Below are 13,126 nucleotides of genomic sequence, written 5' to 3'. Positions count from 1 at the left end.
CTTTTGCATGCCCACGGCAAGCGTGAGCACGGCACCCAAGCGCGGCGGGCGCGATCGCCTTACTCGGCGACTTCCTCGTTGCCCTTACTCTCCTTGGGTTGGTTCCTGCCGACGGAGGTGTCGGGATCGGACTTGTTGTCCTTGAAGTCGCTGACGGTCATTTCCCCGATGCCGATGGAGGAGTCGGCGCTGGTCTCGGGAATGTTGGTTCGCATCGGAAGTTCGATCTCGAAGGTGCTCCCTTCCCCTTCATGACTGGTGACGAGCACGTCGCCACCATGCTCGCGAGCGATCTTGCGGCTCACGGGCAAGCCCAGGCCACTACCGCGCGAACCTTTGGTCGACGAGAAGATCTGGAAGATGCGTTCGACCTGTTCCTCGGGGATGCCGCAGCCGTTGTCGCTGACGACAATTTTGACGGTGTTCGTCGCGGGGGAACGGGAGGTAACGAGCCGGACGATGCCCTCTTCCTCGCCGTCGACGGCATCGATCGCGTTGGTGACGATGTTCAGCGACATGCGATGGATCGCTTCGGGATCGACGGCGATCTCGGGGAGTTCCGGGTCGAGTTCGAGCTTGATGGTGGCGCCGAAATCCTTCGCCCGCCCCTCCATCAGTTCGGCGACATCGCGAACGATCTCGTTGAGATCCGACAGCTCCCACGCCGGCTCGCGCTCCTTCGAGAAGCTGAGCATGTCCATTACCAGGTTGTAGATCTTGTCCTGGTTCTTCTCGACGATCCGCCAACCCTTTTCGATGACGTCGGCTTTCTCGTCGGTCAGGCCCATCTCAACCAAGTAGCTGCCCGACTTGAGCCCCTGCATGATGTTCTTGATGTGATGGCTCAGCGTCGCGATCGTCTGCCCGATGGCGGCGAGTCGTTCGGCCTGCATCATCGCCTGGTAGAAGCGCGTGTCCTCGATCGCCAAGCCGGCTTGGTGGGCGATCGCGATCATCAGGCGGAGATGGTCGTCGCTGAACTTGACCGGCGTCTGTTTCTCGAGCGCCTTTTGCCCATCGCTCTTCGTGTCGAGATAGACGACGCCGAGCGTTTCGTGACGACCGCGAAGCGGAACGCAGATCGCCTCGCGAATCCCCAGTTTGACGATACTCTGGGCCTTGCCGAAGCGTTGGTCCTGAGAGGCGTCGAGGACGATAACCCCTTCTTCCTTTCGCAGCACGTAGTCGACGATCGTCCGGCTGAGCGTGATCGTCTCCTTTTGATCGGGCTCCTCGGCGAAGCGGACGGCGGTCGGCTCGAGCTTGCCGGTGTCGACGTCGCGGAGCACGATGCAGCTCCGGTCGGGCTTCAGCGACGAGAAGATCAGGTCCATGATGTGATCGAGGAGCTGATCGAGATCGCTGATGCGGCTGATCGCCTGGCTGGTCTCGTACATGACCGCGAGGTTGGAAAGGGCGTTCTGAAGCCAACGACTCTGGGCCCGCTCGGGGTTGCGCAGAAAGGCGGTTCCCTCGTCGTGCTTGATGGCGCGAAGGATCGCGGAGGACTCGGCGACTTGTTGGGGGCTGACCACGCTAATGCGTTCGGCCATTTCCGCGGGCCGACTCTTGCTAATGCCCGCGTTGAAGATGAGTTCCGTTTGTCCGATCAGGACGCGATCGCCGGTCTTGAGCAGGCCGCGATCGATGCGGGCATCATTGAGGAACGTGCCGTTGGAACTCTTCAAGTCGTGGACGATGTAGCCGTCCTTGGTCAGTTGCAACTCGGCATGGTGGCGCGAGGCCTCGGTGTCGTGCAAGCGGATCGCGTTGGTGGCATCGCGCCCGATGGTCGGCACCGAGTCGGTCAATTCGAACCGCCGTCCGCGATCGGGTCCTCGGATGACTGTCAACGACGCCACGGTATCTCTTCCTATTGCTTGACGGCGTTCCGGAACGCTCCGGGGATGATCGCTGGCGAAGGATTGGGCAAGTCACTCCCAACTCGCGATCGATCGCGAGGGCTTGCTTCGTCCGAGCCCCGCGCCAACGCGCGGCTCTCTCCGAACCTCGTCGCTAGTCCCTGGCCCCCACGTCCACTCCCCGGTTTAGAGTGGCTCTGATGTGCCGGTTCATCTTCCTCCTAGGATAGACGTCGTCCCGGCGAAAGGAAGAAGGAAACGTCTCCGGTTCTCCGGCCCTTCGGTCTTTCGCCTCCGGCGGCGGTCGAGGTCGAGTCCAGCAGCACTTTTCTGGCCATCAATCCCATCAGGGTCATACATATGTCGACGGAGTCGCGAAGTCCCCGCTCGAAAGGACGACACCATGGGGCAGCCATTGGACGGAAAGAGTTTCCTCTTCTTTGTCGGCGATATCTACGAGGATCTCGAGCTTTGGTATCCGAAGCTTCGATTGATCGAGGCAGGCGCGTCGGTCACGTTGGCGGGGCCCGAGTGCGGCAAGACCTACGCGGGTAAGAACGGCTATCCCTGCGTGTCGGACGCGGCGATCGCCAGTGTCGCCTCCTCCGCGTTCGATGGGGTTGTTTGCCCCGGCGGGTTCATGCCGGATAAGCTTCGCCGTGACGACAAGGTGAAGAGCCTGCTCCGCGAATTCTCCGAGGCGGGAAAGTTGGTCGCGGCGATCTGCCACGGCGGCTGGATGCCGATCTCGGCGGGTGTCTACAAGGGCGTTCGCGTCACTGGTTCGCCGGGCATCAAGGACGACCTCGTCAACGCCGGCGCTCTCTGGGAGGATGCGTCGGTCGTGGTCGATCGCTATTTCGTCTCGAGCCGCAAGCCGGACGACCTGCCCGACTTCATGAAGGGGATCTTCTCCGTCGTCGGCGCCGAGTGAGCGCCCTCCGAGCCAGCGTCCAAGAGAACTCTTCATGCAACTTCCCTCCGTCCTGAACACGGAACATCTTCTGTTCGCCGGATCGATTCTGTTGATCGTCGCCGTCCTGGCGAGTCAGCTATCGGCGAAATGGGGGGTGCCGGCCCTACTCATCTTCCTTGGTATCGGTGTCTTGGCCGGTTCCGACGGGATTGGGGGAATCCCCTTCGAGGATGCCAAACTCGCCCAGGGGCTGGGCATCCTCGCGTTGGTCCTCATCCTCTTTTCCGGGGGACTGAATACCGACTGGCGATCGATTGTCCCCGTCATTCGGCCGGGTCTGATCTTGGCGACCGGGGGCGTACTCTTGAGCACCTTCCTCGTCGGGATCTTCGCCTATCTGGTTTGTGGGATCGGTCTTCTTGACGGGTTCTTGCTCGGCGCGATGATCTCCTCGACCGACGCGGCCGCCGTCTTCGCCGTCTTGCGAAGTCGCGGGGTGCCGCTTCGCCCGGAACTGGCTTCGTTGATCGAGTTCGAGTCGGGCAGCAACGACCCGATGGCGGTCTTCCTCACCAACGCGCTCATTGGGCTGCAATTCGCGGTGGGAGCTTCCTTCGCCGGATCGCTCCTCTCGCTGATCCCGAGTTTCTTCATCCAGATGATCGTCGGCTCGTTGTGTGGATGGGGAGCCGGCCATTTGATCGTCTTCTTGTTGAGGCGATTTCCACTCGCGATCGAGGAGCTCTATCCCACGCTTTCGGTCGGGTTGGCCCTGCTCACCTACGCGGGGGTGACGCTGATCAACGGCAACGGGTTTCTCGCGGTCTACCTCGCGGGCATCGTGGTCGGCAATCACTCGTTCGAGCAGCGCCGCCAACTCATGTCCTGGCACGAGTACCTCGCCTGGTTCATGCAGATCGTCATGTTCCTGACGCTGGGGCTGCTGGTGTTTCCCTCGGAGATGCCTCCGCTGATCGGCCAGGCGATCGTGCTCTCGGCGTTCTTGATGTTCGTCTCGCGCCCGGCGAGCGTCTTCGCGTGCTTGCCGACGAAGCGATTCACGACCAACGAGAAGATCATGGTTTCCTGGGGCGGACTGCGTGGGGCGGTTCCGATCATCATGGCAACGTATGCCAAGGTCGAGGGGCTGCCGATCGCGGATTATTTGCTGCACGCGATCTTCTTCATCGTGGTGACGTCGGTGTTGCTTCAAGGGACGACGCTCTCCTTCATGGCCCAGTGGTTGCAGATCGCCCAGCCCCAGCGTCAGCCATTGCCGCCGACACCCACATCGTTGCTTGCTGGCGAGACGAGCCTCACTCCCCCGCGGGAGGATGACGAAGACGAGGTGGTGATCACCTAAGCAGCCCGTCGATCTATTCGCGGTCGGCTACGAACGGCCCTTCTTGACCAATGTCCGCGTCAAAAACTCGACGAATCGACAGACTCGCCGCCGTTCCTTCTCGTTGATCTTGGCCAACATGGCTCGTTCTCGCCTTGGCCCGCTCCAATCAACGGACTGCTTGGCCCCTGATTGTGGGTTCATCGCCCGAAAGACTCCTCGGGTGCCGGGTGCCCTGCTCACGCTCGTCGTGCGCATGCGGGAAACATGCGGGATACATGCGGGAAAGACTCACGCTCGTCGTGGGCATGCGGGAAACGCCTGTTGTTGGGCAATCTCCCGCACGACTTGAGGGCCGACATCTCATGCAGCGATCTTGCCATTCACGACGCAAGCAGGCCGATGAACGACTCGATGCCCGCTGATTCCAACTGCCTGCTCGCGGCGGATCCCGACCCATTGAGTACGGGCTCGACCCAAGCGGGACATGTTGCTGATGCGCGCTTCCCGTGCACTGCCCGTAGGCAGAGGAGGGTGGCACTCGCTCTTTTTTTTCCCGAGTGATCGGCGTAAGGCTCATTGCCGTAAGGTCTTCCGTGTGGCGGCGTTGTGGGGCGTCGTCGGCACGGAAACTGCACCGGTTACAACTAGGGAACGTCTCGATACCCCTCGTGCTGTGTCCGATTTCAAGAGTTTGGGTGCCGCTGGCGACTCGTCAGTCAGCGAGGACAGGCTGGACGCTCTTGTCCGAAGCCTCGCAGGCGACCAAACTCCAGTCCGCCGTTCGGTGAATGAGATCGCCCATCTCATTCGGGACCGACCGGGTGGCGCGGGGGAGACGACGGATTCCCGGCATCGTGAGCGCGATGCGACAGGGGGCATCAAGCGAGAGATCGCCCGCGCCGATGACGTCGTCCTTTCGCCGCATCTCGACCGGCATTCTCATCTTTGTCGTGACTTGCATTGTCGCGGTCTTCGGCTACGCATCCGCACCGGGATGGAGCATCCTCGATGCGATCTACATGGTGGTGATCACGATCTTCGGCGTCGGCTACGGCGAGGTCAAACCGCTCGACACCCCCGCGCTCAAAGTCTTCACCATGCTCGTCATCGTTGCGGGGACGACATCGGCCGTTTACATCGTGGGGGGATTCATCCAGATGGTGACCGAGGGAGAGATCCAAAAGGCTCTGGGCGATCGGCGTCGCAGTCGGGAGATCGAGGACCTCGAAAATCACGTGATCGTGTGTGGCTACGGACGCATCGGCCAGCCACTGACGCAGATTCTCGCGGAATCCGACGAGAGGTTCGTCGTCGTCGACGCCAGCCCCGAGCGCATCGAACTGGCCCAGAAGAACGGCTATCTCGCGATGTCCGGCAATGCCACCGAGGACCGAACCTTGATCGCCGCCGGGATCAACCGCGCTCGCATGCTTGCGACGGTCCTCCCCGACGACGCGAAGAACGTCTTCATCACGTTGACCGCGCGGAACTTGAACCCGGAGATCGAGATCATCGCTCGAGGCGAGTATGGCTCGACCGAGTCAAAGCTCGTCCAGGCGGGGGCCAATCGCGTCGTCATGCCGGCGAGCATCGGTGCTCTTCGCATCGCCCATCTCATCACGCAACCCTCCGCCACCGACCTGCTGGGACGGGACTCGCGCCACTCGCAACTCAACTCGAACCTCGAGCAGATCGGATTGCGACTGGACGAGATGAAGTTGATGGAGGGAGCGCCACTCATCGGCAAGCCGTTGTCGAAAGCCGAAGTGCAGGGGGAAGGGGCCTTCGTGATCGTCGCAGTGAAGAAAGCCGATGGAGAGATGGTTTCCGATCCTCCCAAGGACATGATTCTCAGCGAAGGGGACGCATTAGTCGTCGTCGGGCATCGCTCCGATCTACCCAAGTTCGCCCAGCGCTACGTCGTCGGGCAAGAGGTGACCTACCGCGGCGTCAAGCAGAAGGTTCGCTCGTAGCCCTCTCTCTGGACTGGTTGGTTCGTTACCAAGCGACTCCTGGGTGCCCTGCCCACGCTCGCTTGCGCATGCGGCGAAGGCGCTCGCACTCGCGTCGGGTGGAGACAGGTTGCTCGCTGACGCGGTTGCCCATCGCAATCTTATTCCCGCGTCGTGCCAGCGGATTTTCATTCTTCGCGGACAACTCGCGAACCTTGAAGGTCCGTCCTTCGTCGCAATGGGTAACAAGTTACGCATTGCGAGCTTCCATTCCCCACAGACGCAGGAGGGAAGAGACGAATGAAGAGCAGCCAAGCCGAGCCCGTCCCGGATGCCATGGCCTCCTGGGGGTTACTGTGCATGGGCAGTCGATTGCGTCGTCTCTACGACCGGATCGTTCCCGACGTCACCGCGATCTATCGTCGGCATGCGATCGCATTCGAGCCACGCTGGTTTCCGCTCTTTCGCTTGATCGCCGACCGCGGAGAAGCGTCGGTGATGGAAGCCTCCGAGCGACTTGGAGTTAGTCATCCGCTAGTGAGTCGCACGGCACGCGAACTCGAGCAGGCTGGTCTTGTCTCGCTGCATGTCGATCCCTCCGACCGCCGTCGCAAGCGGATGACGCTCACCGCGCAGGGCGGGGAAATGCTCGAACGGATGCGGCCCGTCTGGGCGGAAATGAGCCTCGCGATTGCCGATCTTCTGGGCGACGATGCCGAGCGTTTGCTCACGTTGGTTCATCAGGCTGAGGAGTCGTTGACCAAGTCGTCGTTGCAGGAGCGGACCGTCTCCTCCGCACCGTTGGCCGGGAACGACTCGATCGCGATCGAGCCTTACGACCCACGGTGGAAGCATCACTTCCGCCGTCTCAACGAGTGGTGGGTGCAGACCTACTTCGCGATCGAGCCACCCGACGAGCAAGCCTTCGCGGATCCGCACGGCGTTTACCTTGAGCCGGGGGGAGAGATCTTCTTCGCTCGACAGGGCGGGAGGATCGTCGGCACCTGCGCCCTCAAGCCACGCTCGGCGGACGAGTTCGAACTCGCCAAGATGGGCGTCGACCCGAGAGAACACGGCAAGGGGATCGGGTCCCAACTCATGAGCCACGCGATCGCGTGGGCGACCGAACGCAACGCAAAACGGCTCGTTCTCGAGACCAATAGCCGGCTGAGATCGGCGATTCGGCTCTACGAGCGATTCGGTTTTCAAACGGTTCCTCTCCGTGGTGACGAAGGCCATGCTCGGGTCGATAGGGTCATGGTGAAACGGCTCGACTAGCCGCTGTTCCTCTCACGACCCTACTGCTTGTGTTCGTCACCGTCGATCAACGTTGGGGCGTGCACCGCCACAGATGGTTTCTTTCCATTCATCTTGGCTCGTCCCAAGCCATGCGGGCCCAGGGTAGGTGAAGCAGGCTTGTCAGCCGACGCCTACTTCATGTGAGCTTCATGCGAAGAACTTTCTCCTCGTCGGCGAGATTTCCCATCGTGGGACGATGCTCCCGTGAACGGCCTCTCTGAACCTTCACGATTTTCCATCCCGAGCCCTTTTCGACGGCAATTGGTCCGACGCCAGTATGGTGTTGGCGTGCCATTTGCAATGTCCGAGGGGCGCGTTCGACAGCGCGGTCGAGTTATTCGACTTCGACGCGGATTGTCGAACCAGGGATCAGCATTTCCGCGTGGAGCATCCAATGATCGGGGCGAGTTTGCCTATCTTATCGCGTTGGGTCAGTTACCTGGCCCTCCCGCTCACACTCGCCGCGGTGGGGGCGGCGACGCCCGACGCGAATGAGGACAACACGCCGACGACCGCGTTCTCCTTTGCGAGTCTTCAGCGACACGCCCAGGAGATGGCGGCTCGGCCGCACGTTCCGCCGAAGCGTGTCGCCGAGCAACTCGATCGGCTGACCTACGACCAATACCGCATGATCGCCCCACGCCATGACGCGGCTCTCTGGCGCGAGCAGGAGTTGCCCTATTGGGCGGAGTTCCAGCACGCGGGGTTTCTGTTTCACTACCCGATCGAGATCGCTCTGGTGGAAGAGGGGCGGGTGAGGGAGTTGCCCTTCGATGCCGAACGCTGGTTCCAGTATCGCGGCGAGATGGAGTCGCTGGGGCGCTCGATCGAGGGAGGGGGGTTCGCCGGGTTTCGGGTGCTGGGCCAACTTCCGGAACGCAAGTACATGCAGGAGTTCGTCTCGTTTCTGGGGGCGAGCTACTTCCGGGCGATTGGATCGCATCAGTGGTATGGGGCGTCGACGCGCGGCTTGGCGATCGACATCGGTTTGCCGACTCCCGAGGAGTTTCCGAAGTTCCGCAAATTCTGGATCGAGAAGCCTGTCAAGAGTGATGAGACGTCGCCCATTCGCATTTGGGCTCTCCTAGAGAGTCCGGCCGTCGCCGGCGCGTACGCTTTTGTCATCAAGCCGGGGCTCACGACGTCGATCGATGTGGAAGCTCACCTCTGGTTCCGCCACGGCGTGCAGAAGGTCGGAGTCGCTCCGATCACGAGCATGTGGATGTGGAACGCGGACCACGCCCGCGACGGCGATCATCGTCCTGAAGTTCATGACTCCGATGGCTTGCTCATAAAGTCCGACGGACGTTGGGACTGGCGGCCGCTGATGCGACCGGAGACGCCGCGAGTGAGTCGTCTTTCGCGAGAACACCTCGAGGGGTTTGGGCTGATGCAGCGGGAACGTACCTCGGCGGCCTACCGCGATCGGGAGGCTCACTACCACCTTCGTCCGAACGTCTGGATCACGCCGCTCGAATCGTGGGGCCCAGGCCGCGTCGAGCTACTCGAGCTTCCGAGCGATCACGAAGGCAACGACAACATCGGCGCCTACTGGGTCCGATCCGATCCTGCCGCCAAGGGCGATCATTGGGTTCTACGCTACCGGATCGACTTCGGGCTGTTCGAGCCGACCGAGCATCAGGTCGCGCGGGTCGTCGAGACCCACGTCGACCGGTTGGAGGAAAGCTATCAAGTCGACGTGGTCTACGAGTTCCCGGAGCCGATCTCGGACTGGGAAGGGTACGAGCCTCACGTAAAGGCCGAACACGGGCAGGCGTCCGATCCACGGCTGCACCGCCTCGGTGGCAACCGGGCGCGGCTTAGGTTTGGCTACGAGCCGAAGGATGAGAATCAGCAAGTCATCGAAGCCTGGATATCGCCAGGCGACAAGCGAAGCAATTCTGGTGAACGCACTTCTGAAGTCTGGAGTTACCGATGGCTAACACCATGACAACCCTCAACAGGACGACTGCCGTGATGGAACGTTCCGCGCAGGTTGAAACATCCCGAACAGGTGAACCCAAGTCCCACCGGCTGGCGCGTGTCGTTGTCGCCGACTACGCCCGCGCTCACGGTCTCGATGATCCGGATCAGGTTGCGAGCCTCGCTCGAGAGTGCCTGGGAGAAGCGGTCTATCTCCTCGGGGCCGACGCCGACCCTCGGCAGTTGATTGGCGAGTCGCTCGAGCGGGCGATCGAGCGACTGAAGGAGCAGGACGAGTTGGCGCGTCGTTCGCCCCGTCGTGGCGCGCCCCAGAGTGTTCCGCCGACGGTGCTGCGCGACATGCCGGCGCAGCGTCTGGGGGAGCTCCCCGCGCCGTTGCGATCGACGAGCATGCAAGGACTCGTCGTCCGCCTTCAGAGTGTGTTGGCGTCGGGGCTGCTGTTGCTTCGCTAGGGGGGACGGCGTTGTGTTGGACTGAACGGACTCAACGCCAATGTGTCGAGGCTACCTGACTCGGGAGACTGACATGACGAGTTCGACTTCCCTAGTTCGCATCGGCGTCTGGTCATTGACGTTGATCACCACGGCCGTGGGCACGATTGCACTCAACGAGCTGGCGGCTCGTGACGGGTTCGGGTTAATCGATCTGCTGTCGCTGGTGCTCTTTGGGCTGCTGACGGCGTGGGTCAGTTTCTTCTTCTGGATGTCGACCGTCGGGTTCCTGCGTCTGACCCTTGGCCGTGAGTTCGCCTCGAAGCCGGTCAGTGACATTCGCCGTACTCGAGACACTCCAGTTGATCTTCCGACGACGGCGGTCCTCGTTCCCGTCTACAACGAGGATCCCGCCACGGTCTTCGCCGGCATCCAGGCGATGATCGAGTCGGTGGCCGCCGAGGGACTTTGCGAGACCTTCGACTTCTTCGTGCTCAGCGACACGACCGATGCCGAGGTCTGGGTCGAGGAAGTTCTCCACTGGAACCAACTGCTCGATCGGATCGGCGACTCGCCGAAGGTCTACTACCGGCGGCGTCCGAAGAACGTTGCTCGCAAGGCCGGAAACATCGCCGACTTCTGCAAGCGATGGGGGACCCACTACCCCTACATGATCGTCCTCGACGCCGACAGTCTCATGCCGGGGCATGTCCTTGCCGAGATGGTCCGACGAATGGAGAACGAACCGGACGTCGGACTTCTTCAAACGCCCCCCCTGCCTTTGGGCGGCGACTCGTTGCTGTCGCGTGGACAGCAGTTCGTGGCGAAACTCTGTGGGGCCGCGCTGCAGGAAGGGCTTCGCTGCTTCATTGGCGACGATGGCAACTACTGGGGACACAACGCGATCATTCGCACGCAAGCGTTCACGGGCCATTGCGGTCTGTCGAATCTGCCTGGAGAGCGGCCCTTTGGCGGGTCGATCATGAGTCACGATTTCGTCGAAGCGGCGCTGATGCGACGAGCGGGTATCAAGGTTCGTTTCGCCCCCGACCTCGCCGAGAGCTACGAGCAAGGTCCGCGAACGTTGCTCGACTATGCCACCCGCGATCAGCGCTGGTGTCAGGGCAACTTGCAGCATCTACGCATCGCCTGCGGCAAAGGCATCCCCATGATGAGTCGCTGGCACATGATCGGCGGCATCATGTCCTACCTCGCTTCCCCGCTGTGGTTGCTCTTCATAATCGTGGGGTTGCTTTCGGTCACCGTCTCCGGAGGCGCGGCGTCAGTGATCGCCGACGGGAGAGGAAACGCGATCAGTTCCGCCACGTTGGCGCTGGCGATCTTCGGAACCGTCATGGCGATGCTCGTGATGCCCCGTCTGTACGGACTCGGGCTCATTCTCCTTGGGGACCGCGAGGAATCGACGTTCTACGGCGGCGCGGGGAGGCTTGTCGCAAGCACGCTACTCGAGTTCGTGGTCTCGGTCCTGCTCGCGCCGATCCTGCTCGCGTTTCACACGGAGTTCGTCCAAGCGTGTTTGCGAGGACGCCGCGTCGAGTGGGACGCCCAGAATCGGGGTGACACCGGGACGACATGGGGGGAGGCCTATCAGGCCCACTTCCGACACACCATGCTCGGACTGGGCCTTGGCCTGGTCGCTTGGTGGGCGGCGCCGGCCGCGTTCGTATGGCTGTTGCCGGTGGTGGTCGGTCTCGTGCTGTCGATGCCGTTGTCGGTGCTCGTCAGTTCGCCCGGCATCGGCCAATTCGTCGGGAGACTCGGGCTGCTACTCGTCCCGGAAGAGAGTCGGCGGCCCGCGGTACTTCGGCGGTTTGACGAGCTCTCGTCCGAAAATGACCAGCCGCATGCGCGGGACGGATCGGCGTGCGAGCATCTCTTGCGCGATCCGGCGGCCAATCGCACGTTTCTCGAACTGCTCGAGGATGTGTCGGAAACGAGAGGGTTCGACGTACCTCCCTCGCCCAAGTTGATGTCGCGAGCGCTCGCCTCGATGGACTCGCTCTCGAACGACGAGAAGCTCGAGGTGCTCGGCAATCCGCTCGCCCTCCGGACACTCCATCGGGAGAAGTGGATTCCCGCCGATCTCGACTCGGCGATGAATCGTCAGCAGTCGTCCCACCCTCCCTCGGCGATCTCGTCGTGATGGCAGACGTCACCCGCGTTCGCCAGGGCATACCGACAACGCCTTCTCTCCGGCCAAATGCCGACGCAGAATGTAGCCGAAGCCTCATACGCCGCTCTCGTCGCCTTGGGGCACTCGTCTAGTCCCGGTGGAGCACGATGCGGTAGCGGGCGTTTCCGCCGCGAAGGTGCTCGAAGGCGTCGTTGACCTTACTCATGGGAAAGTGCTCGTTGACCGGCGCGATCTCGTGCCTGGCGGCGAAGTCGAGCATGCGGCGGATGACGACCGGGGCTCCGACGGGCATTGCGCCGACCGAGAGCTGTTTGAACATCATGTCCGGCAGGAGGTTGATGCCGAGCGAGTCGGTCACGGCGCCCGGCATCTGCAATCGGCCACGAGGTTTCAACGTCGCGAGGATGGCGTTCCAATCGAGGGGGACGTTGACGGTCGACAAGACCAGGTCGAAACGTCCGGCCGCCGCCTTGATCGCCTCAGGATCGCGCGAGTTGATCGTTTCGTGAGCCCCCATGTCGAGAGCCTCCTGACGTTTCGACTCCGAGGTGAACGCCGTGACGTGGCATCCCCAGGCATTGGCGAACTTCAGCCCCATGTGGCCGAGGCCTCCGATACCAATGACCCCGACGCTGTCGGTGGGGGTCAGGCCGACTTGAACCATCGGGTTGAAGACGGCGATACCGCCACAAAGAAGCGGGCCGGTTTCGTGGGCATCGAGTCCGTCAGGAATCTTGATGACACTGGGAGCCGCCGCCCGAACGGTCTCCGCAAAGCCTCCGTGTCTTCCGGCAATCGTCGGCTGAGCGTCGACGCAAAGGTTGTGGTCCCCGCCCATGCATTGATCGCACACCATGCAGTAACCGGCGTGCCACCCAAGGCCGACGCGGTCGCCCACCTTCACGTGGCTGACATGCTCTCCGATCGCGGAGACGGTTCCGATCACTTCGTGGCCAGGGACGAGCGGAAACGCCGTCATTCCCCACTCGTCGTCGACCATGCTCAAGTCGCTGTGGCAGATCCCGCACGACTCGACACTGATGTCGACTTCGTTGGCGCCGATCTCGCCAAGCTCGAACTCAAACGGCTCGAAGGCGCCCTTGGCTTGATGCACGGCATACGCTTTCACGGTCATCGATGTGCTCCAGTCCTGAAGTGGGTCATCGAGTCACTGAGGAATCGTCCTCGGCGGAGGCCATTCGTATCGAGTGCTCCTCCCAT

10 protein-coding genes are annotated in these 13,126 nt (G+C 62.0%); 7 read left to right on the top strand and 3 right to left on the bottom strand.

Annotated elements, in window-relative coordinates; genetic code table 11:
• Positions 1-59: 59 nt before the first annotated feature.
• Positions 60-1,862: an ATP-binding protein gene (locus Pan216_RS00540; RefSeq protein ID WP_145253356.1), complete on the bottom strand. Its 1,803-nt coding sequence runs from the start codon at positions 1,860-1,862 to the stop codon at positions 60-62.
• A gap of 403 nt (positions 1,863-2,265) precedes the next feature.
• On the opposite strand from Pan216_RS00540, the gene Pan216_RS00535 reads away from it, so the two are divergent.
• Entirely contained in the window at positions 2,266-2,796 is a 531-nt protein-coding gene (locus Pan216_RS00535) for a type 1 glutamine amidotransferase domain-containing protein (protein WP_145253354.1), read from the top strand.
• Between the two features lie 34 nt (positions 2,797-2,830).
• Entirely contained in the window at positions 2,831-4,141 is a 1,311-nt protein-coding gene (locus tag Pan216_RS00530) for a potassium/proton antiporter (RefSeq protein WP_145253352.1), read from the top strand.
• A gap of 694 nt (positions 4,142-4,835) precedes the next feature.
• Here the strand turns inward: Pan216_RS00530 and Pan216_RS00525 are convergent.
• Positions 4,836-5,048, bottom strand: a complete 213-nt coding sequence (locus Pan216_RS00525) for a hypothetical protein (protein WP_145253350.1) — start codon at positions 5,046-5,048, stop codon at positions 4,836-4,838.
• Between Pan216_RS00525 and Pan216_RS00520 the strand changes: the two genes are divergently transcribed.
• The 5 genes from Pan216_RS00520 to mdoH all read left to right on the top strand — a co-directional run bounded on the left by Pan216_RS00520 (position 5,026) and on the right by mdoH (position 11,914).
• Positions 5,026-6,096 carry a potassium channel family protein gene (locus Pan216_RS00520; protein ID WP_145253348.1) on the top strand — a complete coding sequence of 357 codons (1,071 nt, stop codon included), beginning with the start codon at positions 5,026-5,028 and terminating at the stop codon, positions 6,094-6,096. The genes Pan216_RS00525 and Pan216_RS00520 overlap by 23 nt on opposite strands.
• Positions 6,097-6,375: 279 nt before the next feature.
• Complete coding sequence (locus Pan216_RS00515; protein ID WP_145253346.1) at positions 6,376-7,353, top strand: bifunctional helix-turn-helix transcriptional regulator/GNAT family N-acetyltransferase; 978 nt, start codon at positions 6,376-6,378, stop codon at positions 7,351-7,353.
• Between the two features lie 415 nt (positions 7,354-7,768).
• Complete coding sequence (locus tag Pan216_RS00510; protein WP_419193106.1) at positions 7,769-9,325, top strand: OpgD/OpgG family glucan biosynthesis protein; 1,557 nt, start codon at positions 7,769-7,771, stop codon at positions 9,323-9,325.
• 26 nt (positions 9,326-9,351) lie between these two features.
• The gene (locus Pan216_RS00505; protein WP_145253343.1) at positions 9,352-9,771 is read left to right on the top strand and encodes a hypothetical protein; all 420 of its coding nucleotides are present in this window, start codon (positions 9,352-9,354) and stop codon (positions 9,769-9,771) included.
• A gap of 73 nt (positions 9,772-9,844) precedes the next feature.
• On the top strand, positions 9,845-11,914 hold the full coding sequence (gene mdoH / locus Pan216_RS00500; RefSeq protein ID WP_419193105.1) for a glucans biosynthesis glucosyltransferase MdoH: 2,070 nt from the start codon (positions 9,845-9,847) through the stop codon (positions 11,912-11,914).
• Between the two features lie 118 nt (positions 11,915-12,032).
• On the opposite strand, the gene ahr is transcribed toward mdoH, so the two are convergent.
• The gene (ahr, locus tag Pan216_RS00495; RefSeq protein WP_145253341.1) at positions 12,033-13,040 is read right to left on the bottom strand and encodes an NADPH-dependent aldehyde reductase Ahr; all 1,008 of its coding nucleotides are present in this window, start codon (positions 13,038-13,040) and stop codon (positions 12,033-12,035) included.
• Positions 13,041-13,126: the final 86 nt, after the last annotated feature.

Source organism: Kolteria novifilia (genome assembly GCA_007748055.1).
GTDB classification, from domain to species: domain Bacteria; phylum Planctomycetota; class Planctomycetia; order Kolteriales; family Kolteriaceae; genus Kolteria; species Kolteria novifilia.
This window is presented reverse-complemented; position numbering and strand designations above follow the sequence as displayed.